Source organism: Streptomyces sp. NPDC096324 (assembly GCF_044763015.1).
Lineage (GTDB): Bacteria > Actinomycetota > Actinomycetes > Streptomycetales > Streptomycetaceae > Streptomyces.
In genome coordinates this window covers 163,129-184,997 of record NZ_JBIWFK010000002.1, presented here as the reverse complement: position 1 = coordinate 184,997, position 21,869 = coordinate 163,129, and the positions used below count along the sequence as shown (strand labels likewise).

Here is a 21,869-nt window from a genome sequence, read left to right as displayed (position 1 = left end):
CGGGCGGCACGGAGATCGGGAAGGATGCTGCGCGACCGGCCGGCCGGCGTACCGCGCCCGTCCGCCGACGCGCATCCGACCCGTACGCATTGGAGTGCCCCATGACCCCTCCGGGACCCGACGGCCTCGTCGTCAGCCAGGCCACGCTCGACGACTGGAAGGTCGTCGGCGACTGGGCCGCGGACGAGGGATGGAATCCCGGCCTGTCCGACAGCGCGAGCTTCTTCACGCAGGATTCCGGGGGATTCTTCATCGGACGCGTCGACGGGGAGCCGGTCTCGGCCATCTCGGTGGTCAACTACGGCGCCGACTACGCCTTCCTGGGCTTCTATCTCGTACGCCCCGGTCTGCGCGGGAACGGTTACGGCCTCGCCACCTGGGAGACGGCCCTCGCCCACGCGGGCGGCCGGACCGTCGGCCTCGACGGCGTGGTCGCGCAGCAGGACAACTACCGCAAGTCCGGTTTCGAACTCGCCTACCGGACCGCCCGGTTCACCGGTGTGGTGCCGACCGGGGAGGAACCGGCGGGCGTGCGCGCGGCCGGTCCCGCGGACCACGAGGCGATCTCGGCGTACGACAGCGCCTGCTACCCGGCCGACCGGCCGGTGTTCCTGGAGTCGTGGCTGACCGCCCCCGGACACCACACTTTCGTCCGGCACACCGACGGCGGCCGGCTGAGCGGCTACGCCGTGATCAGGCCGGCGCGCGACTCCCTGCGGGTCGGCCCCCTGTTCGCCGACACCGCCGACGACGCACGCGCCCTGTTCTCCGCGCTCGCCGCCGACGCCGACGGCAGGGCGCTCGCCGTCGACGTGCCCCGGACGAACGCGGCGGCCGTCGCCCTGGTCGAGGAGCTGGGTCTGACCCCCTCCTTCGAGACGGCCCGCATGTACACCGGGCCGGTCAGGGAGTTCGCGGGTGAACGGGTGTACGGGGTGACGTCACTGGAACTCGGCTGAGTCCGTGGAGGTGGCCGCGACCCCGGTGAGCAGGACCATGCCGGAGTCCCCGTAGTCCGGCAGGGTCGGGTCCGACGGGATCCTGCTGACCGTGAGCCGGTCGGTCAGCGGGGTGAACACCTCGGTGATCACGTCGGTGTCCACCGGGCAGCCGGGCCAGCGGGACGCGGCGCCGATCCGGTAGGTCGGCATGTTCTCCATGAAGGCGGCGACCAGATGCCCGCCCGGCACCGCGCATCGGACGAACCGGCGGCAGAAGTCCTTGAACTCCTCGAAGTCCTCGGTGGCCCCCTCGGCCACGAAGTGCATGGAGGCGAGGTCGTAGCCGCCCGGTTCGATGGACCTCAGGTCGCCGTGCACCAGGCGCACCGGGGACAGTGCCGCGTCCAGGGTCTCGGGGATGTCCGGGTTGAGGCCGCGGCACAGCGCGTGGAACGGCAGCCAGCTCTCCTCCGGCGGACCGCTCAACTGCCGTTCCAGATAGGCTGCGTTGGAGGCACCCGCCTCCACGGCGTCGATGCGGCGGCTCGCGGCGGACGCCAGGATCAGCGGATAGAGGTTGGGACCGGCCCCGACTTCCACGGACCGGCCGATGCCGCCCGGCGCGAACGCGCGGTAGAACGCGCTGTGGTGGGTGATGACCGCCGCGTCCGAGGGGTGCAACTCGCGGTAGTTCTCGCTCAGATAGTCCTCGACGGGCCAACTGTCCCAGTTCACGTCGTCATTGAGAACCACCATCGCTGACTCCGTCCTTCGGCCGCAGCCGATAGCGCTCGGTGAGCCGGGTGAGTGTGTCGTTGAGCCGGTCGACGTCCTCGTCGGAGTTGAGCGCGGTGAGCTGGACCCGGAAACCGACCCGGTCGCGTGGTACGAGGGGATAGGCCGCCAGGGTCACATAGATGCCGTTGTCCCACAGGAACCCGCCGACCGCGTCCAGGTCGTCGGCATCGGCCAGGGGGATCTCGATGATCGGCAGCCGGTCCGTGTTGAGCGTGCCCACCCCGAGTCCCTCCAGATGGTCGAGCACCCGCACGGTCTTGCGGTACAGATCGGCCCGGATGTCGTCCCCGCGGCTGTCGTTGACATCGAGGCCGGCCATCGCCGTGGCGAGGGAGGCGGTGGGGGACGGCCCCGAGTAGAGGTAGGGGCCCGCCGCCGTCTTGAGGCGGTCCTTGAGCGCGCTCGGAAGCGCCACGAAGGCCAGCAGCGACGAGTACGCCTTGGAGAATCCGCCGACGAGCACGATCCCCTCGTACGACTCTCCCGCGTGCCGGACGATGCTGTTGCCGCGGTCGCCGTACGGACACGACTCGTGCGGGCCGCGCTCCCCGATGACGCCGAAGCCGTGCGCGTCGTCGACGTACAGCAGGGCGTTCCGCGGCCTGCACACCTCGGCGAGCCTCGGCAGGTCGGGGATGTTCCCGCTCATGCTGTTCACGCCGTCCAGACAGACGAGCCGGGGCAGGTCGGCCGGGACCTCGTCCAGCAGGGCGGCCAGTTCGGCGGGGCGTCCGGCGTGGAAACGGTGCAGCGTCGCGCCCTGCCCGCGGGCCCCCACGCAGCCGTCGAACACGGTCCGGTGTGCGGTGGCCTCGACGAAGACATGACCCTGGCCCGCGAGGGCGGGTATCACCGAGGCGTGTATCAGGGTCAGCGTGGGCAGCAGCAGCGTGTCCGGGGCGCCGAGCAGGTCGGCCAGCCGTTCCTCGATGTCGGGGTACAGCCGCGGACTGCCGATCAGCCGGGACCAGCTCGGGTGGGTGCCCCAGCGGCGCACGGCCGGCTCGATCGCCTGGATGATCTCCGGATCGCAGTCGAAGCCGAGGTAGTTGCAGGAGGCGAAGTCGATCATCCAGTGGTCGCCGCTGCGGATGTGCCGGCCGCGTACCTCGTCCAGCACGGCGTCGCTCATGGGGCTGGTCTGCCGCAGATGCTCGAGGTCGCGCCAGCGCCTGGAGCGGCGGGTGCTCTCCGTCTGCGTGCCGTCGGTCCGCTTGCCGTCTGTCCGTGGCCCGTCTGTCCGTGGCCCGTCCGTCCTTGGCCCATCCGTCCTGGGCCCGTCCGACTGTGGCCCGTCCGACTGTGGCCCGTCCGTCCGTGGCCGGTCCGGCCGCGGGCCGTCCGGCTGCCCGCCGTCGATCCCCGTCGCCTCGGGCAGGGGCGGCGGCTGCTTGCGCGGGCCGGCGGATTCCGGATCCGTCTGTCCCATGGCGTACCTCGTTTCCGCCGCCCTGGCGGCGGACCGTGCCGGGGTACGAACCCCGTCGCGCTGCCGCAGCAGGAACTCGCTCTGCTGCACCGTCATCGGCCGGGCGAAGAGGAAACCCTGTCCGAACCGGCACCCCATGCCGGCCAGGAGGTCCCGCTGCACCGGATCCTCGATCCCCTCGGCGATCACCTGGATGCCCAGGGTGTCGGCCAGACCGACGATTCCCTCGACCAGCGCGACCTGCCGGGTGTCCAGCGCGATGTCGTCGATGAACGTCTTGTCGATCTTCAGGACGTCGACGGGAAAGTCACGCAGGTACCGCAGCGAGGAGTAGCCGCTGCCGAAGTCGTCCACGGCTATGTGTACCCCGAGGTCCTTCAGCGAATACAGGACCGCCTGAATCTGCGCGTCCCGGCGCATCAGCACGGTCTCGGTGAGTTCGAGCTGGAGCGACCCGGGCGCGAGCCCGGGGGTCTCCAGTGCGCGGCGCACCTCGCCCAGGAACCCCGTGTCGCGGAACTGGCGCGGCGAGACGTTCACGCTGACGTACGGCGGGTCCGCCCCGTCGGCCGTCCGCTGGAGTGCGGCGATGTCGGTGGTGGCGTTCGACAGGACCCACGCGCCCAGGGGCGTGATGTGTCCCGTCTCCTCGGCGAGGGCGATGAACTGGTCCGGCGGAACCGGCTCGTGGTGCGGATGCGGCCAGCGGGCCAGCGCCTCGAAGCCGACCACCTCGCCCGCGCTGATGTCGACGACGGGCTGGTACCGCAGGGTGAACTCGGACCGGGCGACGGCGCCGTCGAGGCGAGCCTGAAGATCGTGCCGTTCCACCATCCGCACCCGGAGTCGCGGCAGGAATCTGCGCCACTGCCGCTTGCCCGCGGCCTTGGCCGCGTAGAGGGCCAGGTCGGCGTGGCCGAGGAGTTCCTCGGCGTCCGTGCTGTCCCTGGCGGTGGCCACGCCGACGCTCGCCGACACGCTCACCGAGCCCTCGCGGAGGCTGAACGGCCTGCTCAGCGCCTGGATCACCTGGGCGGCCAGGAGTTCGGCGTCCAGCGGCTTCTTCGCGTCCTCCATCAGCACCGCGAACTCGTCGCCCCCGAGCCGGGCTGCGGTGTCCGTGCGGCGCAGCGCCCCCGAGAGCCGCTCGCCGACGGCGGTCAGCAGATGGTCGCCGGTGGAGTGCCCCATCGTGTCGTTGACCATCTTGAAGTCGTCGAGGTCGATGAAGAGCAGACAGGTGAGCGTCGTCCCGCGGCGGCTGCGCAGCAGGGCGCGCTCGATCCGCTCCAGGAGCAGGGTCCGGTTGGGCAGACCGGTCAGCGGATCGTGGAACGCCCGCTCCGTCAGCTCGTGTTCCAGGCGCCGTTGCTCGGTCACGTCCCGCAGGGTGATGACCAGACCGGCGACCGTGGGGTCCTTGCGGAGATCGCTGCAACGCACCTCGGCCTCGATGCGGTTGCCGTCGCGCAGTACCCACCAGTGGTCGTGGGTCTCGGGGGCGCCGCCGTTCCGCAGGGCGGCGAGTCCCCTGACCACCCGTGTCCGGTCGCTGGAGTCCACCAGCTCGGGCAGCGGCACCCCGGTCAGCTCCACCTGGCCGAAGACGGCTCGCGCGGAGGGGCTCGCGTACCGGACCGCGTTGTCGTCCTCGACGATCAGGATGACGTCCGAGGCGTTGCGCACCAGCGTGCGGAAGTACGCCTCGCTCTCCTTGCGGATGATCTCCTGCCGCAGCGCGATGCGTGCCACGGCCAGACCGGCGTGCGAGGCCAGGATCTCCAGCGAGCTCTGGATCTCTCGCAGTTGCTGTTCGGGGCCCGCCGCCATCAGCACGCCCGGCAGCTCTCCGGTCGGCTCGTCGGGCGGGATCATGGGGCACACCAGGGTGGTGGGCAGACCGTCGAGCCGGCCCGCGATGTCCGGCCCGAGTTCGGCGGTGGGCACCAGATGCGAGTGGCGGGTCTCCAGCCCGCTCGCGTACTCGGCCGACAGGACGAGACTCCCGTGGACGACCTTGGGCCCGAACAAGGTGCTGACGGTGGTGTCGCAGGCCCGCGCCACGTCCTGCGGCCGCGACGCCGCGACGAGGGCCGTGGCCGCCGTGCGCAGCGCCAGCTCGCGTGCCACGGCGCTGCGGTGGGCCACCACCATCCCGGAGAGCCGGAGGATCACCAGCAGGAACAGCGCGGCGGAGAAGACCGCGATCACGGCGGCGTCCTGCGCGTTTCCGCGCCGTCCCTCGTACAGCAGGATTCCGGGCGCCACCAGGGTGGCCGCGGCGAGCATCAGCAGTCGGCGGCGTGTCGGACGCAGGGACTCCTGCCGCTCCACCGGCCGGGTCAAAGCGACCATCGAGGGATGCAGTCCGGCGAGTCCCCAGGCGGTGTAGAACACGATCCAGCCGGAGTCCAGCAGGGTCCCGGTCTGCCACAGGTCGTTGAGCTGGAGAATCCCGTACGCGATGTCGAAGGTGAGCAGGGTCGCGGTGCCCAGCACGAGGAGCTGGACGGAGCGGATACGGCCGGAGCCGGGGCTCGCGGCCAGCAGGCGGGCCAGCATCGCGAGGACGAGGACGTCGCCGAGGGGGTAGGCGATGCTTATGGCGCGCTGCTGCCACGTCATGCCCGGCACATGGGTGAGCGGCTGCACGAGGAAGACCCAGACCGGCAGCGCGAGCCCCAGCGCGAAGATCAGCGCGTCGAGCAGACTGGGGAGGTCGTGGCCGGGCCAGCGGTAGCGGACGAGGCCGTAGAGCCCCGCGGCGAACAGCGGATACACGGCGAGGTAGCAGGCGTCCGCGGGGGACGGGAACGGGTTGTTGAAGTGGAAGTAGGACTCCATCACGTTGTACGACGTGTCGCCCGCGGAGAAGGCCAGCAGCCCGGCGGCCAGCAGGAGCCACGGCCAGCGGTGGGCCGGGCGGTTGACGAGGATTCCGGTGAGCATGGCGGCGACGCCGCCGAGTCCGATGACGGCCCACAGCGGGGTCCGGGTCGCGGGAACAGCCATGTAGATGACGGTGGTCGCCGTCACCAGGATGGCGTAGACACCGAGGCGCCGTGGCCGCAGGAGGCCGCCTGCGCGGTGATGTGCCCGCAGCAAGCCGAACCGCCTCCCTACGTCGGACGGCACTGGACCGTTCGCCGGGTTCTGGGGCACTGTTGATCGTAGGCCCGGGGTGCGGACCGCTGCATCTTCAGTCCTGTGCGAAGCGGTCCAGCAGGGCGTCCAGACCGGCGTCCAGTCCGTCCGGGCCGCCCCGCTCGGCGAGGGTCGCGGTGATCGCGCGGAGCCGGGGGAGTTCCTGGGGCGGCATCCGGTGCAGGCCCAGTCGGAAGGCGGGGTCCTCCTCGTCCGGGTTGTCCACCATCGCGCGCAGTTCCACGGACACATAGCCGAGGACCCAGCCGGTGAAGGCGCGGAAGACGGCCGCGGAGCGGGCACTGCCGAGTCCCGCGTCGTGGAGCAGCGCGAGCACCCGCTCGTGCTCCTTGAGCACGGCGAGCGGCCTGCGGGCCAGTGGAACGGCGAGCATGCGGGTGGCGAGCAGCGGCACGGCCCTGGGGTGGGAGAGGCAGACCTCGTACATCGCCCGCGCGATCCGGTGGAGTTCGTCGCGCCAGGCGGCCGGGTCGGGCGCGGCGGAGCCCTCCGGGGAACCGGCGGACAGACGCTCGTCCAGTTCGACGTGGAGGGCCTCGACCAGTCCGTCCAGCAGGGCGTCCTTGCCCTCGGCGTAGCGGTACAGGGCCATGGCCTCGACGCCGAGCCGGGCGCCGAGCCGGCGCATGCTCAGGGCCGAGAGTCCCTCCTCGTCCACCAGGTCAAGGGCGGCCGCGAGCACGAGCTGCCGGCTCAGCCGCCCGTAGTGGCCCCGGTCGCTGGCGCGCCGCGCCGGTTTGGCGGCCTCACCGCTCTTGTCCCGCGCCCGTTCCCTGGCCATGTCCGCCTCCGTACGCCCCACCCGAAATCCCGCTGTTGTCGACTCTATTCGCCTATGGGGCCTAGGTGTATGTATACGGCGTATGGGGACCGAATGCTCTGGATTGACCGGAACGAGCAGGGGGGTGATGATGTACGTATACGTCGTAAATTTACGTATTTGCAGAGATGTCCATCGGTGGTGATCGTTGATGCTGTACGGGACGCGCGCCCCCCGTCCGGGAAGGCCGGACGGCACGGCCGGCGACAGGACCGCGCCGCTCCCGCCGGTCGCGCCCGTCGGGGCACTGCCCCCGGCACCGGTCCTGCCGCGGATCAAGGTCCTGCACGTCGTCACCCGCTTCTGGGCGGGTGCCGGCGACGGCACCCTGCTGGCGGCCGAGAGCACGGACCCCGACCGCTACGAGGTGTGGGTCGCCGGAGTGCCGGGCGGTGACCTGTGGGAACCGGCGCGGGCCGCGGGCGTGCGCACCCTGGAGACACCGGGTTTCCGGCACGCCCTGGGCCCCGCCGACGTACTCGTCCTCGGACGGCTCGTGCGGCTCATCCGCCGTGAGCGGTTCACGGTCGTACACACCCATTCCGTGAAGGGCGGGTCCCTCGGCCGGGTCGCCGCACGGCTGTGCCGCGCCCCCGTCGTGGTGCACACCCTCGACGGACGGAGCTTCCACCCGTACACGGCACGCCCCGGGCACCCGGTGCACCGCGGACTGGAGCGCGTGACACGGCGACTGGCCCACCGGTTCCCCGCCCTCGCCCCGCGCGTGACGCGTGCGGCGCCCGAGGAACCCGTGGCCCCGCCGGACCGCGGAGAGGTCCCGCCCGCCGCCCTACGGCTGGGCGACATCCCCGAGACGTTCGACCCCGCCGCCCGCGAGCGGCTCGGTGTCCCCCGGAAGGCGGCACTCGTCGGCACCGCCGGCAGCGTCGACACCCGGAACAACCCCCTCGCCTTCGTCCGCATGGCGGCCGCGGTCCGGGCGGAACACCCGGACACCGCGTTCGTCATGATCGGGGACGGCCCGCTGGCGGGAGAGGTGCGACGGCTCGCCGCGGACCTCGGCGTCGAGGTGACGCTCACCGGACCGTGTCCGGACGCCGACCGGCTCGTCGCCGGGCTGGACGTGTTCGTGACCACCTCCCTGTGCGAGGGTCCGGGCCGCGCGCTCACCACGGCACTGGCCGCCGCCCGGCCCGTCGTCGCGACGGCCGTGATCGGGGTGCCCGACCTGGTGGAGCACGGAGCCACGGGACTGCTCGTGGCACCGGCCGCCCCGGGAGCCGCCGCACGCGCGGTCGGCTGGATCCTCCGCCATCCGCGCGAGGCCGCGGTGATGGGCCGTCAGGGCGGCCGCCGAGTCCGCGCCCCCTTCACGCCGGAGGCCCGCCCAGGATCCGGGACCCCCTTCGCGTCCGAGGTATGCCTGACATCCGGGACTCCCTGCGAGCCCGAGGCCACCTTCGCGCCGGATGCACGCTCGGTGCCCGAGGCCCTCTTCGTGTCGGATGGATGCCCGGCATCTGGGACTCCCTGCGAGCCCGAGGCCTGCTGGGCGTCTGAGACCACCCGCGAGCCCGAGGAACGCTCGGCGCCCGAGGCCCGCTTCACTCCCGAGGCCCCCTCCGCGCCCGGGACCCCGCGCGGGGCCGGCGACGTTCGCCACCGCGGACTGCCGGGCCGGGCCGCAGGCGGGCGCGTCCCGGAAAGCGCCGCGCGCCCCTGATTCCTTCGCCCCCGCAGACACCCACCCGCCCGGCGGCCACGAGCCGACCGCACGCCGACCACGGAGAACGACATGCGTCTGACAGTCATCGGCACCGGATACGTCGGCGCGGTGCACGCCGCCTGCATGGCCGACATCGGGCACGAGGTGCTCGGCGTCGACGTCGACGAGGACAGGATCGCCGCCCTGACCGCGGGCACGCCCCCGTTCTTCGAGCCCGGCCTGTCCGAGACACTCATGAAGGCCGTGGACACGGGCCGGCTGCGCTTCACCACCTCACCGGCCGAGGCCGCCCGCTTCGCCGACACGCACTTCGTCTGCGTCGGCACACCCCAGCATCCCGACACGGGCGCGGCGGACCTGCGTTACGTGGATGCGGCCGTGGACGGCCTGGCGTCCGGGCTCCGCGGCAGCGGTCACGAACGGGTCCTGGTGGTCGGCAAGTCCACCGTCCCGGTCGGCACCGCGACGCGCCTCGCCGAACGGCTGCGCGTCGCCGCTCCACGGGCCGACGTGGCCTGGAACCCGGAATTCCTGCGCGAGGGCCGTGCCGTCCAGGACACCCTGCGGCCCGAACGCATCGTGGTCGGCACCAGGAAGGGCGCCGACTGGGCCGAGGCGCGCCTCAGGGAGATCTACGCGCCGCTCCTGGAGGCGGGCACCCCGTTCATCGCCACCGACCCGGCCACCGCCGAACTGGTGAAGGTCGCCTCCAACTCCTTCCTCGCCACCAAGATCTCCTTCATCAACGCCATGGCCGAGATCTGCGAGGCCGCCGGCGCCGACGTGCTCACCCTGGCCGAGGCGATGGGCCGGGACTCCCGCATAGGACCCCGGTTCCTCGCCCCCGGACTCGGATTCGGCGGGAGCTGCCTGCCCAAGGACATCCGGGCCTTCGCCACCCGCGGCGAGGAACTCGGACTAGGCGGCTCAGTCCGCTTCCTGCGCCAGGTCGACGAGATCAACACCCGGCAGCGCCTGCGCACCGTCGACCTCGCCGCGCGCCTCGTGGGAGGCTCCTTCGCCGGCCGGAGCGTCGCGGTGCTCGGTGCCGCCTTCAAGCCCGGCAGCGACGACGTCCGGGACTCGCCCGCACTCGTGGTCGCCGACGAGATCCGCCGCCGCGGAGCACAGGTCCGCGTGCACGACTTCGAGGCGATCGACAACGCCCGAGTGGCGTACCCCGCGCTCCAGTTCGCCCTGGACGTGACCAAGGCCTGCGAGCGGGCCGATGTCGTCCTGCACCTCACCGAGTGGCCCCAGTACCGGGACCTGGACCCCGCCGCGCTCGCGACGGTGGTGCGCTCCCCGGTCCTGGTGGACGCCCGGAACACCCTGGACCCGGAACGGTGGAGCTCGGCGGGATGGGCGCTGCACGCGCTCGGCCGTCCGGGACCCATCTGACCGGCGGGAGGAGAGACCATGCGTGTCGTCGTGTCAGGCGGAGCCGGCTTCCTGGGATCGCACCTGTGCCAGGCCCTGCTGAACCGAGGTGACAGCGTCCGCTGTCTGGACAACCTGTCCTCGGGCAGACCCGCCAACATCGCCCCGCTCCGGCACGATCCCCGGTTCGCCTTCGAGGCGTGGGACGTCACCGAGACGTTCAGCGTCGCCGGGGACGTGGACGCCGTGGTGCACCTCGCGAGCCCCGCCTCGCCCGTCGACTACCAGCGCTTCCCGCTGGAGACGCTGGCCGCGGGCAGCAGGGGGACGGAGCACATGCTGCGGCTCGCCGACGGGCACTCGGCCCGGTTCGTCCTGGCGTCCACCAGCGAGGTCTACGGCGATCCCAAGGTGCATCCGCAGGACGAGTCCTACTGGGGACACGTCAACCCCGTCGGACCCCGCAGCGTCTACGACGAGGCCAAGCGCTACGCCGAGGCCCTTGCCATGGCGTACCGGCGGACCCGGGCGGTCGACGTGGGGATCGTCCGCATCTTCAACACCTACGGCCCCCGCATGCGTTCCTACGACGGCCGGGTGGTCTCCAGTTTCATCCGGCAGGCCCTCTCCGGCGAGCCCCTGACCCTCTTCGGGGACGGCAGCCAGACCCGCAGCTTCTGCTACGTCGACGACCTCGTCCGGGGCCTGATGGCCATGATCGATTCACACCGGGCGGGCCCGTTCAACCTCGGGAACCCCAACGAGCGGACCGTGCGGGAGCTCGCGGAGCTCGTCGTGACGATCACCGGATCGCGCAGCGGGCTGCGCTTCCTGCCCCTGCCGGTCGACGACCCCGTCCGCCGGCGCCCCGTGATCTCCCGCGCGCGGGAGGCACTCGGGTGGTACCCGCGCGTGTCCCTGGAGGACGGTCTGCGGCACACCGCCGACTGGTTCGCGGCGGAGGCCCGGGGACCCCTGCGGGCGACCGAGCCGTTCCCCGTGGGACGGCCCTCGTGACGGGGCCAGGAGGCGAACTCCCGTGTCACGGACGTATCCTGCGGAAGCGGCAATGCACACGGCAGCGCGGCTTCGATCATGAACGCACCCATCGAGGACTACGCCCTCATCAGCGACCTGGAAACCGCTGCCATGGTCGGCAGAGACGGTTCCATCGACTGGCTGTGCCTGCCCCGGTTCGACTCCCCGGCCTGTCTGGCCGCCATGCTGGGCACGGAGGACAACGGCTTCTGGCGCGTCGCGCCGGTCTCCCGAGCGGTGCGCGCCACCTGCACAAGGCGTGCCTACCGGCCTGACACGCTCGTCCTGGAGTCCCGCTGGGAGACGCCCACGGGCGCCGTCCGCGTCATCGACTTCATGCCGCCGCGCAGTCAGCTTCCCTGCGTCGTCCGCATGGTGGAAGGCCTCTCGGGCTCCGTGACCATGCGCAGCGAAGTGCGGCTGCGCTTCCACCAGGGCAGGGTGGTGCCGTGGATCCAGCCCGGTGAGGCCTGCACGGTCGCGGTCGCCGGGCCGGACGCCGTGTGGCTGAACACCGAGGGCCTGGAGGCGCGACCCGGCGGCGAGACCTCCACCGTCCACGACTTCACGGTCCCGGCGGGGCGCAGGACGACCCTGACGTTCGTGTGGGCACCCTCGTACGTGCCGGAACCACCCGCTCCGCTGTCCGTTCCGGCGGAGACGGTGCTCAAGGAGACCGCCGACTTCTGGCGGCGCTGGACCGCCCAGTGCCGCTACCAAGGGCCCTGGCGCGACGCCGTCGTGCGGTCCATGATCACCCTCAAGGCGCTCACCTACGCGCCCACCGGGGGCATCGTCGCGGCCCCGACGACCTCGCTGCCCGGTTGCATCGGCGGAGAGCGCAACTGGGACCACCGCTTCTGTTGGCTGCGTGATTCCGCGCTGACGCTGTCCTGTCTGCTGCGCGGCGGCTACCGCGACGAGGCCACGGCCTGGCTCGGCTGGCTGCTGCGGGCCGTCGCGGGGGATCCGGCCCAACTCCAGAACGTGTACGGCGTCGGCGGACAGCGGCTGCTCCGGGAGACGGAGGCGCCGTGGCTGCCGGGCTACGAGGGCTCGCGGCCGGTCCGCTTCGGGAACTCGGCCATGAGCCAGTTCCAGCTCGACGTGTATGGCGACGTGCTCGACGCGCTTCTGCTGTCGCTGCGGGCGGGCATCCCCATGCCCCGCCAGGTGTGGAGCCTGGTGGAGGCCATGATGGGCCAGCTCCGCCTGCACTGGCGCGAGCCGGACCAGGGGCTGTGGCAAGTACGCGGCTCAGCACGGCAGTTCGTCCACTCCAAGGTGATGGCCTGGGTGGCGGCGGACCGCGCGTTGCGGATGGGCGAGCTGCTCGGCAGGAACGGGTCCTCGGACGTCTGGCGCGCCCTGCGGGACGAGATGCACCGCGAGGTGTGCCGGGAGGGATGGGACGCGGGACGGGGGTCCTTCGTCCAGTCCTACGGTTCGCGGGCACTGGACGCCTCGGCGCTGCTGATCCCCCGGCTGGGTTTCCTGCCCGCCGGGGACGAGAGGGTGCGCGGCACCGTTCGGGCGATGCGGGAACTGACCGACGGCGGGTTCGTGCGCCGGTACGCGCCGAACGGGCGGGGCGTGCACGGGGTGGACGGGATGCCCGGCAGCGAGGGCGCGTTCGTCGCGTGTTCCCTCTGGTACGCCGACGCGCTCGCCGCGACCGGACACCGGGGGGAGGCGACGGAGGTGTTCGAACGCGTGCTGGACATCCGCACCGACCTCGGTCTGCTCTCCGAGCAGTGGGACCCCGGCGCCGGCCGCCAACTGGGCAACGCACCGCAGGCGTTCAGCCACATCGCCCTGGTGGAGACGGCGTTCCTGCTGTCCGAGTGAGCGAGCCGTCGTCGTCCGAGGGGTTCGGACCGCCGCCGTCGGAGGGGCGGGGGCGGGTCTCCGCGGGGGTGTTCGGGTGTCGGTCCTTGCCGGAAGCGTCAGTCCTTGCCGGAGGAGCGCCGGGCGGACCCGGCGTAGCCCTGCGGGTTGAGTTCCTGGAACCGCCACGCGTCCCGGCACATGTCGGAGAGGTCCCGCGAGGGGTGCCAGCCCCAGGCGCGGGCCACGGCCGAGGCGTCCGCCACGAGTTCGGCGACGTCGCCCGGTCGGCGCGGGACCATCTTGTACGGCAGCGGCCTGCCGCACTCGGCGGAGAACGCCGCGATCACGTCGAGGACCGAACTGCCCCTGCCTATGCCGAGGTTGTATATGTGCATGCCCCGCTCGTCGGCGAGGTGGTCGAGGGCGACGCGATGGGCCTCGACGGTGTCCATCACGTGCAGATAGTCCCGGACCGCCGTTCCGTCCGCCGTCGGGTAGTCGTCACCGAAAACGCGGAGGCGTTCCTGCCGCCCGACGGCCACCTGGGCCACGTTCGGCAGCAGGTTCTCCGGGGAGTCGCCCGGGTCCTCGCCGAGGAGTCCGCTGGGGTGGGCGCCCGCCGGGTTGAAGTACCGCAGACACAGCACGGTGTACTCCGGGTGGCGGCGGCAGACGTCGGCGAGGATCTGCTCGCAGATGACCTTGGAGGCGGCGTAGGGATTCGTCGGCCGGGCCGGGGTCGACTCGTCGAGCGGCCCGTGGCCGGCGTCGCCGTACACGGAGCAGGACGAGGAGAAGACGAGCTGGCGCACGCCGTGTTCGTGCATGGTGTTCAGCAGCGCGGTCGTTCCGCCGACGTTGACGTCGTAGTACTCGACGGCCATCCGTGTCGACTGTCCGACGGCCTTGTGCGCGGCGAAGTGCACGACGGCGTCCACGGAGTGCCGGTCGAAGACGGCCGACAGGGCGCGCCGGTCACGGATGTCCAGCTCGTAGACGGTGCCGAGGAAGCGGCCCGCGATGCGTTCCACGCGGGCGAAGACCTGTGGACTGCTGTTGGAATAGTCGTCGACCACGATCAACTCGTAACCGTGGTCGAGGAGTTCGACGCAGGCGTGACTACCGATGAATCCTGCGCCGCCCGTGACAAGAATGGTCGAGGGGGCGCTCATGTGCCCGGCTCCTTCGTGTGCGCGCGGGCGGCGGTCGGGTGAAACCAATGATTCAACGACGTATGTTTACGACGTATATGTAAAACTTTGCACCTTTCCGCCCCCCGCGTCAAGTGGCGGCGGACCCCCGTGGCCGCCGGGCCGGCCGGTCGGGCCCCGCCGCCGGGCTCGGTCAGCCGGCCAGCTCCCGGGCGCGCTGAGCCGCCTGGCCCACCGAGGCGCGATGCACGGGCCCGTGTCCGGGCAGCAGCACGTCGGCGGCGAGGGCCTCGATCCGTTCGAGCGAGGCGAGCGCTCCGGCGCGCTCGGTGTCGAACATCCTGGGCAGGAGCTGGGGACCCTGTATCCGCGAGGTGGGGTGACCGCTCACCAGGGCGTCACCGGAGATCAGGACGCCGGCTTCGGGCAGGTGGTAGACACAGTGGCCGGGCGTGTGGCCCGGTGTGTGCACCGGGACGGGCCGCCCGGGCAGGTCGAGCGGGCCCGTGTGCGGGAAGGCCTCGGGCTTCGTCATGGCCACGTCCGTCGTGCCGCCCGAGCGCAGGGCGTGCACCATCCAGGGCAGCACGCCGGGGCGCCACGCCTGCCGCAACACCTGTCCGACGCTCACCTGGTGGAGGAACTCGCGGCGCGCGTGCGGCACCTCGGCCTCGTGGAGCTGGACCGGAGTGCCGTAGGTACGGTTCAGGAACTCGGCGGAGCCGAGGTGATCGCTGTGGGCGTGGGTGATGAGCACGGCCGTCACCGCCTCGGGCGCGTGGCCGAGGGTCTTCAGCGAGGCCAGGAGCCTCTCGCGGTCCCCGGGATAGCCGGTGTCGATCAGGGTGACGGAGTCGCCCTCGGTCAGCACCACCCAGTTCGTGTTGCTGCCGTGCACCAGATGGACTCCGGGCGCCGCTTCGACGATCGTTTCCTCGCTCATGACCATCCTGACCTCGCACAACCACTGATGCCCAAGGGGCTCTGACAGGGCGAAAGGTATCGCGAACGGCGAATCCGGCCGGAGGTGGAGCCGCGACCGGGCCGTGGCACAGGACCGGCCCGTCGGGCCGGTCACGGCGAACGGGCCGGACAGCGGCCCGCCGGATCGGTCACGGAAAACCCGGTGCCGAGCCCCCGGACCGCCGGATCGGGAAAACCCGGTGCCGAGCCCCGGCCCCGGTCCCTACACTCGCCACGGAATCGCACACCACCGCTCAAGGTGCCGTGTGCGCCGTGACGAACGAGGGGAGCCGGGCCGTGCGTTACCGCACCGCTGTCGTCGTCCCCCCGTCACAGTACGAGGTGATCCTCGTGTCCTCGGGGGCCCGGTACCGGCTGCGCGGCCGGAACCGGACGCCCGCGACGACTCACTGACCTCCGCCCGTACGGCGGCGACCGCACGCCCGGTCGCCGTGCGCCGTGCCCGCCGTGGGTCCGCCACCGCCTGATCCCAGGCATGTCGTCGGGGAATCGCGCCGACCCGTTTCCGGATCGTCCGAAAGGCCCTCGGCCATGCGTACCGACCTGCACCGTCACCTCACCGACCCCGTCACCGGCCCTCTCGCCGTCGTCCGCAACCTGGGCATCCTCGCCCACGTCGACGCCGGGAAGACCACCGTGACCGAACGGATCCTCTACCTCACCGGCACCATCCACAAACGGGGCGAGGTCCACGACGGCACCACCGTCACCGACTTCGACCCGCAGGAGCGCGACCGCGGCATCACCATCTTCGCCGCGGCCGTCACCTGTGCCTGGGACGGCCACCGGATCAACCTGCTCGACACCCCCGGCCACGTCGACTTCTCCGACGAGGTGGAGCGCTCGCTCCGCGTCCTCGACGGAGCCGTCGCCGTGTTCGACGCCGTCGCGGGCGTCGAGCCGCAGAGCGAGTCGGTGTGGCGGCGGGCCGACCGGCACGGCGTCCCGCGGATCGCCTTCGTGAACAAGCTGGACCGCGCGGGCGCCGACCTGGACACCGCCGTCGACTCGATCCGCGAGCGGCTGCATCCGGCGCCCCTGGTCGTCCAGTTGCCGATCGGCACCGAGGACGCCTTCACCGGCGTGGTCGATCTGCTGCGGATGCGCGCGCTGGTGTGGGCCGACGGCGCCGAGGCGGCCGAGGAGATCCCGGTGCCGCCGGACCTGCTGGAGGAAGCCCGGCGCCGGCGCCGGCTCCTGGAGGAGGCGGTGGCGGAACTCCATCCGGCGGCCCTGGAGGAGTTCTGCGCCCGCTCCACCCTCTCGGCGCGGACCCTGTCGTCCGCGCTGCGCGACCTGACCCGCAGCGGTGAGGGCGTCGTGGTGCTGTGCGGCTCGGCCTACCGCAACCGCGGTGTCGAACCGCTGCTGGACGCCATGGTGGCCTACCTGCCCTCGCCGCTCGACGTGCCCGCCGTCCGCGGCACGCACGACGGCGCGGAGCGGGAAAGGGCGGCGGACCCGGCGGCACCGTTCGCGGGCCTGGTGTTCAAGGTGAACGCCACCGCGACCGGAAGGATGACGTACCTGCGTGTCTACTCGGGCACGGTGGAGAAGGGACAGACGGTGCTGGACGCCGGCACGGGACGCACGGAGCGGATCGCCCGCATCCTGCGCGTACGGGCCGACCGCCACGCGGAGTTGGAGCGCGCGGTGGCCGGTGACATCGTCGCCGTGATCGGGCCGAAGTCCGCCCGGGCCGGGGCGACCCTGTGCGCCCCCGGGGCGCCACTGCTCCTCGAACCGCCGGTCGTCGCCGATCCGGTGGTGTCCGTCGCGGTCGAGGCGCGCAGGAGCACCGAGACCGACCGGCTGGTGTCGGCTCTCGCGCGGCTGGCCGAGGAGGACCCCTCGCTGGTCGTCCGCACCGACCCCGAGACCGGGCAGACGGTGCTGTCGGGCATGGGAGAACTGCATCTGGAGGTGGCGGTGGAGAAGATCAGGCGCGCCCACGGGCTGGACGTCGCCGTCGGGCGGCCGAGGGTGGCCTACCGCGAGACGGTGGCCCGTGGGGTGTCGGGTCTGGTGTACCGGCACGTCAAACAGGACGGCGGCGCCGGGCAGTTCGCCCATGTCGTCCTCGACGTGGAGCCGCTGGGGACGGACCCCGGCGGTGCCGGGGAGACGGTGACGGGCTTCGTCTTCCGTTCGACGGTCGTCGGCGGCCGGGTGCCGCAGGAGTACGTCCGCGCCGTGGAGGCGGGCTGCCGGGACGCGCTCGCCGAGGGTCCCCTCGGCGGTCACCCGGTGACCGGACTGCGCGTCACCCTCACCGACGGGGCGACCCACGCCAAGGACTCCTCGGAGATGGCGTTCCGCGCGGCCGGCCGGTTCGGGCTGCGTGAGGCGCTGCGCGCCAGCGCGATGGTCCTGCTGGAGCCGGTCGCCGAGGTCACCGTCACCGTGCCCGGGGAAGCCGTGGGAGGAGTGCTCGGCGACCTCGCGGCCCGGCGCGGCAGGGTCTCGGGCTCGCTCACCCGCGGGAGTACGTCGGTGATCACCGCCGTCGTGCCGCTGGCCGAACTCTTCGGCTACGCGACCCGGTTGCGCAGCCGGACCCAGGGCCGGGGCGTGTTCACCACCCGTCCCGCGGGCCTCGCCCCGGCCCCGGCCCAGGGAGCGCCCGCCCGGTGACCCCGAGCGGTCCCGCTCCTGAGGACGGCGCCTCTGAGGACGGTCTCTGAGGACGGCTTCCGAGGAGGGCTGCTGAGGACGGCCGCTGAGGAGGGCCCCGAAGGCGGCCCCGCCCGAGAAGGGCGGGGCCGTCCTCGCGTCAGCCCATCCGGTCCTCGTCCGAGAGGTGTTCGACCGTCTTCCCGGTCGCGGTGAACGTGCGCGTCACGTGGCCCGAGGAGTAGACCCACAGGATGCGCAGCGGGCCGTCGCCGATGTTCCGGAAGAGATGGGGGACGGGGGAGGGGACGTACGTGGTGTCGAACCGCCTCAGCTTCGTCACCTCCCCGTCGACGACCACCTCCGCCTCGCCCTCCAGGATCGTCACGTGCTCGTCGCAGTTGTGGGAGTGCAAAGGCGCTCCGGAGCCGACCGGGTAGACGCTCATCCCGCTGGTGATGCGGTTCTCCCCGCCCGCCGAGCGGGTGGTGATGAGCGGCGTCGTCACGACGGCGCCGCCCCGGTCCAGCAGGGGCACGGACGCGGCTTCGATGATCGTGGTCATCCGGAGTTCCTCTCCCGTCGACGGTGATGCGTCGACCGACGTTAGGTCGCGTCCCCGTGAACGGGTGCCGTCCGGCGTGCAGTTTTACCTTGCATTCCGGGAAGGGTGAGCTTCCCGCACCCGGCTGTACCGTCGGCTGGCATCGCACGGCATCCCCGTACGTGCCGGAAACATGCCGGAAAGAAAAGGCAGGTAGCAGCCACATGAGGCTCCCCGTTCTGACCGATGAGGACATGGAACCGCGCCAGCGGGAACTGGCCGCCCGCATCGCCGGCCGGCGCGGCGCCGTCCGCGGTCCCTTCCGGGTCTGGCTGCACAGCCCGGAGATGTGCGAGCGCGCCGAATCCCTCGGCGCGTTCGCCCGGTTCGACTGCAGTCTGCCCAAGCACCTGCGCGAACTGACCCTGTTGATGGCCGCCCGGAACTGGGACGCGCAGTACTCCTGGAACGCGCACGTGGACCAGGCGATCGAGGCGGGTGTCCCCGAGGCCGCGGTCAAGGCCGTCGCCGAGAGGCGGGAGGCGGTCTTCGACGACGAGGCCGACCAATCCTTCTACCAGTTCTGCCGGGAGGTCCTCGAAGACCACTTCGTCCGCGACGAGACCTTCGCCCGGGCGCTCGGCCACTTCGGCCCCAAGGGCCTGGTGGACGCGATCGGCGCGCTCGGGAACTTCACCATGCTCGGGATGTGCCTGAACACCTTCCAGGTGGACCTTCAGGTCGACCGCGAGCCCCCGTTCCCCGACATCCGCGGCTACGGGCGTCCCGGCCACGACGACGGACCGCGGCCGTGACCACCCTCACGGACCGGGACGCGCAAGGAGGCGCCGCCGTGACCCCCAGGACCCCGACGACGGCGGCCGGCGGCGCCGGGACCGCCCGCGGACCCGTGCTCCGCGTCCGCGGCGTCACCAAGAGCTTCGGCGGTGCCGCCGCGCTCACGGACGTCGACCTCGACCTGTACCCCGGCGAGGTCCACGCGCTGATGGGCATGAACGGCGCCGGGAAGTCGACGCTCGTGCAGATCCTCTCCGGGGTGCACCAGGCCGACTCCGGCACCGTCGAGGTCGACGGACACACCCAGCACGCGCTGACCGTACGCAGGGCCCGACGGCTCGGCATCGCCTCGGTCCCCCAGCGCCGCGAACTGGCGATGGGTCTGACCGTCGCGGAGAACGTCATGCTCGGCGACCTGCCCACCCGGCGCGGCGCGGTGCACTGGAGGACGCTCAGGTCCGAGGCGGCGCGGGCCCTTTCTGAGCTCGGCATCGCCATCGACGTGGAGCGGACCGCGGGTTCGCTGAGCGTCGCCGAACAGACCATGGTCGAGGTGGCCCGCGAGGTACGCCTCGGCAGCCGGATCCTGGTCCTGGACGAGCCGACCGCCTGTCTGAGCGCGGAAGCCGCCCGGCAGATCAGGGAGTTGGTGCGCACCCTGCGCGACGACGGAGTCGCCGTCGTCTACATCTCGCACTACATCGACGAGGTGATGGCCGTCGCGGACCGCCTCACCGTGCTCCGCGACGGAGCCGTCGTACGCAGCGCGCCGGCCGCCGAACTCGACCCGGAATCGCTGGTGCGCGCCATGGTGGGCCGGGACGTCGTCTCGCGGCGCTCCGAACGCCCCGCTCCCAAGGACGAGATCGGCCTCGCGGTCCGCGCGCTCAGCGACGGCCGGGCCGTCCGGGGCCTCGACGTCGAGGTGCGTCGGGGCGAGATCGTCGCGGTCCTCGGACCGGCCGGCGACGCGCAGTCCCGACTCTTCGACCTGCTCTCCGGCCGCCGCCGCCCCGACTCCGGCGAACTCCTCGTCGACGGCGCCCCGGTGCCGTTCGGCCGGGTGCACGCCTCGCTCGCCGGCGGACTGCGCTGCGTCACGGGCGACCGACGGGCCCTCGGACTGGTCCCGGGGATGTCCCTGGACGAGAACCTGATGCTCGCCGGCGACCGCTTCGCCCGCAGACGACTGCACCGCCGCGGCGAACTCGCCCGCCGCGCACGGCCCTTGCGACGCAGCTACGGAGTCGTCTCGCTCGCCGGCAACCCGCCGGTGAGCGCCCTGTCCGGCGGCAACCAGCAGAAGGTGCTGCTCGCCAAGTGGCTCCAGACCGATCCGGTCGCCTGCTTCCTCGAAGACCCCACGAACGGTGTGGACATCGCCGCCATGGCCGACATCCACACCCTGATCGACGACCTCGCCTCGCGCGGCGCGGCCGTGCTGCTCGCGTCCTCGTCCGCCGAGGAGGTCATGCGGCTCGCCGACCGCGTGATCGTCGTCAGCGCGGGCCGCCCGGTCGCCGAGCACGACATCACCGCCATCACCCGCGACGAACTCGTCGCCGCCGCACTCGGAGGTCAGCCCCAGTGAGCGTCAAGACACGTCCCGATGCCCCGGGGATCGCGGAGCGGCACGGCCGGAGGCGGCCGGGGGACCGGCTCGGTGCTCTGCGCCGCGCCCCGCACACCGGCCTGACCGCCGTCCTGGTCGTCGTGGTGGTGGCCACCGTGCTGCGGACCGACGCGTTCGCCACCGACACCAACGTGATCAACATCCTGCGGCAGGTGAGCGTCACCGCCGTGATCGCCGCCGGCCTGACCCTGCTCATGACCGCGGGCGGCATGGACTTCTCCATGGGCAGCAATGTCTCCGTCACGACCGCGCTCGGCGCGCAGTTGCTGTCGCACGGCCATTCCACCGTCTTCACCGTGATCGCCACGATCGCGCTCGCCACGGCGATCGGCCTGGTGAACGGGCTCGTCGTGACGTTCACCAACGTCGCCCCCTTCGTCGTCACCCTGGCCACCGCCACGCTGCTCGACGGTGTCGCGCTGCTCGTGCTCGACAGCGTCAGCGTCTCCATCGGCACCCGGATGTTCCCGCTGGGCAACGACAAGATCCTCGGCATCCCCTACCTGCTCGTCCTCGCCGTCCTGGTCCTGGTCGCGACGGCCCTGGTCATGCGGTTCACCGTGTTCGGCCGGGACGCCTACGCCATCGGCGGCAACGAGCACGTGGCCAGGCTCAGCGGCATCGACGTCACCGCGCGCAAGCTCACGCTGTACGCCCTCACCGGCGCCCTGTCCGGTCTGGCCGGTCTGATGCTGCTGTCCCGGCTCGGCTCCAGCAGCCCCGGCACGGGCGGACTCTCCCTTCAGCTCACCGCCGTGGCCGCGGTGGTCATCGGCGGTACCTCGCTGGCCGGCGGGCACGGCACCGTGGTCGGTACCGCGCTCGGTGTCGTGCTCCTCGGCGTCGTGGCCAACGCGCTGAACCTCCTTCAGGTCTCCAGCAACTATCAGCCGGTCTCCGTGGGCGGGGTCCTGCTCGTCGCGGCCGTCGCCAACGAATTCCACAAGGCCCGTTCCGCACGGAACTGACGCCGCCCCGCCTTCCTCGCCAACTCCCGCACGGCGCAGGCGATTTCCTTCTCCCGCTTTCCGAAGGCGATCCCCCCTGCCCTCTTCCCG

At 72.0% G+C, this 21,869-nt stretch carries 15 protein-coding genes; 9 read left to right on the top strand and 6 right to left on the bottom strand.

Annotated features, from left to right (window positions below; all coding sequences use genetic code 11):
- Nucleotides 1-101: 101 nt before the first annotated feature.
- Nucleotides 102-959 (top strand): GNAT family N-acetyltransferase, encoded by an 858-nt coding sequence (locus ACIQ7M_RS04345; protein ID WP_403639508.1) that lies wholly within the window; start codon nucleotides 102-104, stop codon nucleotides 957-959.
- On the opposite strand, the gene ACIQ7M_RS04340 is transcribed toward ACIQ7M_RS04345, so the two are convergent.
- The 3 genes from ACIQ7M_RS04340 to ACIQ7M_RS04330 all read right to left on the bottom strand — a co-directional run bounded on the left by ACIQ7M_RS04340 (nucleotide 942) and on the right by ACIQ7M_RS04330 (nucleotide 7,114).
- Complete coding sequence (locus ACIQ7M_RS04340) at nucleotides 942-1,697, bottom strand: class I SAM-dependent methyltransferase (RefSeq protein ID WP_389836613.1); 756 nt, start codon at nucleotides 1,695-1,697, stop codon at nucleotides 942-944. The two genes, ACIQ7M_RS04345 and ACIQ7M_RS04340, sit on opposite strands and share 18 nt — an antisense overlap.
- On the bottom strand, nucleotides 1,681-6,180 hold the full coding sequence (locus tag ACIQ7M_RS04335; RefSeq protein ID WP_403640875.1) for an aminotransferase class I/II-fold pyridoxal phosphate-dependent enzyme: 4,500 nt from the start codon (nucleotides 6,178-6,180) through the stop codon (nucleotides 1,681-1,683). Before ACIQ7M_RS04335 ends, ACIQ7M_RS04340 begins: the two co-directional genes overlap by 17 nt.
- 187 nt (nucleotides 6,181-6,367) lie before the next feature.
- The gene (locus ACIQ7M_RS04330; protein ID WP_389836611.1) at nucleotides 6,368-7,114 is read right to left on the bottom strand and encodes a TetR/AcrR family transcriptional regulator; all 747 of its coding nucleotides are present in this window, start codon (nucleotides 7,112-7,114) and stop codon (nucleotides 6,368-6,370) included.
- A 190-nt stretch (nucleotides 7,115-7,304) separates the two neighbouring features.
- Between ACIQ7M_RS04330 and ACIQ7M_RS04325 the strand changes: the two genes are divergently transcribed.
- The 4 genes from ACIQ7M_RS04325 (at nucleotide 7,305) to ACIQ7M_RS04310 (ending at nucleotide 13,106) form a co-directional block, all read left to right on the top strand.
- Nucleotides 7,305-8,837: a glycosyltransferase gene (locus tag ACIQ7M_RS04325; protein ID WP_403639504.1), complete on the top strand. Its 1,533-nt coding sequence runs from the start codon at nucleotides 7,305-7,307 to the stop codon at nucleotides 8,835-8,837.
- 72 nt (nucleotides 8,838-8,909) lie between these two features.
- Nucleotides 8,910-10,241 carry a UDP-glucose dehydrogenase family protein gene (locus ACIQ7M_RS04320; protein ID WP_403639500.1) on the top strand — a complete coding sequence of 444 codons (1,332 nt, stop codon included), beginning with the start codon at nucleotides 8,910-8,912 and terminating at the stop codon, nucleotides 10,239-10,241.
- A gap of 18 nt (nucleotides 10,242-10,259) precedes the next feature.
- Nucleotides 10,260-11,237 carry a UDP-glucuronic acid decarboxylase family protein gene (locus tag ACIQ7M_RS04315; RefSeq protein WP_355775864.1) on the top strand — a complete coding sequence of 326 codons (978 nt, stop codon included), beginning with the start codon at nucleotides 10,260-10,262 and terminating at the stop codon, nucleotides 11,235-11,237.
- A 78-nt stretch (nucleotides 11,238-11,315) separates the two neighbouring features.
- Nucleotides 11,316-13,106, top strand: a complete 1,791-nt coding sequence (locus tag ACIQ7M_RS04310) for a glycoside hydrolase family 15 protein (protein ID WP_403639497.1) — start codon at nucleotides 11,316-11,318, stop codon at nucleotides 13,104-13,106.
- Nucleotides 13,107-13,204: 98 nt separating this feature from the next.
- Here the strand turns inward: ACIQ7M_RS04310 and galE are convergent, their stop codons facing one another.
- Nucleotides 13,205-14,260, bottom strand: a complete 1,056-nt coding sequence (gene galE, locus ACIQ7M_RS04305) for a UDP-glucose 4-epimerase GalE (protein ID WP_355774868.1) — start codon at nucleotides 14,258-14,260, stop codon at nucleotides 13,205-13,207.
- Nucleotides 14,261-14,432: 172 nt separating this feature from the next.
- Nucleotides 14,433-15,182 (bottom strand): MBL fold metallo-hydrolase, encoded by a 750-nt coding sequence (locus ACIQ7M_RS04300; RefSeq protein ID WP_403639493.1) that lies wholly within the window; start codon nucleotides 15,180-15,182, stop codon nucleotides 14,433-14,435.
- Nucleotides 15,183-15,754: 572 nt separating this feature from the next.
- On the opposite strand from ACIQ7M_RS04300, the gene fusA reads away from it, so the two are divergent.
- Nucleotides 15,755-17,857: an elongation factor G gene (gene fusA, locus ACIQ7M_RS04295; RefSeq protein WP_403639490.1), complete on the top strand. Its 2,103-nt coding sequence runs from the start codon at nucleotides 15,755-15,757 to the stop codon at nucleotides 17,855-17,857.
- A 139-nt stretch (nucleotides 17,858-17,996) separates the two neighbouring features.
- Here fusA and ACIQ7M_RS04290 read toward each other — a convergent pair whose 3' ends face one another.
- Nucleotides 17,997-18,401 carry a cupin domain-containing protein gene (locus tag ACIQ7M_RS04290; protein WP_403639487.1) on the bottom strand — a complete coding sequence of 135 codons (405 nt, stop codon included), beginning with the start codon at nucleotides 18,399-18,401 and terminating at the stop codon, nucleotides 17,997-17,999.
- Nucleotides 18,402-18,634: 233 nt separating this feature from the next.
- On the opposite strand from ACIQ7M_RS04290, the gene ACIQ7M_RS04285 reads away from it, so the two are divergent.
- From ACIQ7M_RS04285 to ACIQ7M_RS04275, 3 genes are read left to right on the top strand one after another with little or no spacing between them, the layout of a single operon-like run.
- Nucleotides 18,635-19,195, top strand: a complete 561-nt coding sequence (locus ACIQ7M_RS04285; protein WP_403640873.1) for a carboxymuconolactone decarboxylase family protein — start codon at nucleotides 18,635-18,637, stop codon at nucleotides 19,193-19,195.
- Nucleotides 19,196-19,233: 38 nt separating this feature from the next.
- The gene (locus ACIQ7M_RS04280; protein WP_403639484.1) at nucleotides 19,234-20,769 is read left to right on the top strand and encodes a sugar ABC transporter ATP-binding protein; all 1,536 of its coding nucleotides are present in this window, start codon (nucleotides 19,234-19,236) and stop codon (nucleotides 20,767-20,769) included.
- Nucleotides 20,766-21,779, top strand: a complete 1,014-nt coding sequence (locus ACIQ7M_RS04275) for an ABC transporter permease (RefSeq protein ID WP_403639482.1) — start codon at nucleotides 20,766-20,768, stop codon at nucleotides 21,777-21,779. Before ACIQ7M_RS04280 ends, ACIQ7M_RS04275 begins: the two co-directional genes overlap by 4 nt.
- Nucleotides 21,780-21,869: the final 90 nt, after the last annotated feature.

Coding starts and splice junctions, on each gene's coding strand:
- ACIQ7M_RS04315 (WP_355775864.1), top strand. CDS start 10,260: ATGCGTGTCGTCGTGTCAGGCGGAGCCGGCTTCCTGGGATCGCACCTG.
- ACIQ7M_RS04290 (WP_403639487.1), bottom strand. CDS start 18,401: ATGACCACGATCATCGAAGCCGCGTCCGTGCCCCTGCTGGACCGGGGC.
- ACIQ7M_RS04310 (WP_403639497.1), top strand. CDS start 11,316: ATGAACGCACCCATCGAGGACTACGCCCTCATCAGCGACCTGGAAACC.
- ACIQ7M_RS04335 (WP_403640875.1), bottom strand. CDS start 6,180: ATGGCTGTTCCCGCGACCCGGACCCCGCTGTGGGCCGTCATCGGACTC.
- fusA (WP_403639490.1), top strand. CDS start 15,755: ATGCGTACCGACCTGCACCGTCACCTCACCGACCCCGTCACCGGCCCT.
- ACIQ7M_RS04320 (WP_403639500.1), top strand. CDS start 8,910: ATGCGTCTGACAGTCATCGGCACCGGATACGTCGGCGCGGTGCACGCC.
- galE (WP_355774868.1), bottom strand. CDS start 14,260: ATGAGCGCCCCCTCGACCATTCTTGTCACGGGCGGCGCAGGATTCATC.
- ACIQ7M_RS04340 (WP_389836613.1), bottom strand. CDS start 1,697: ATGGTGGTTCTCAATGACGACGTGAACTGGGACAGTTGGCCCGTCGAG.
- ACIQ7M_RS04325 (WP_403639504.1), top strand. CDS start 7,305: ATGCTGTACGGGACGCGCGCCCCCCGTCCGGGAAGGCCGGACGGCACG.
- ACIQ7M_RS04285 (WP_403640873.1), top strand. CDS start 18,635: ATGGAACCGCGCCAGCGGGAACTGGCCGCCCGCATCGCCGGCCGGCGC.
- ACIQ7M_RS04330 (WP_389836611.1), bottom strand. CDS start 7,114: ATGGCCAGGGAACGGGCGCGGGACAAGAGCGGTGAGGCCGCCAAACCG.
- ACIQ7M_RS04300 (WP_403639493.1), bottom strand. CDS start 15,182: ATGAGCGAGGAAACGATCGTCGAAGCGGCGCCCGGAGTCCATCTGGTG.
- ACIQ7M_RS04345 (WP_403639508.1), top strand. CDS start 102: ATGACCCCTCCGGGACCCGACGGCCTCGTCGTCAGCCAGGCCACGCTC.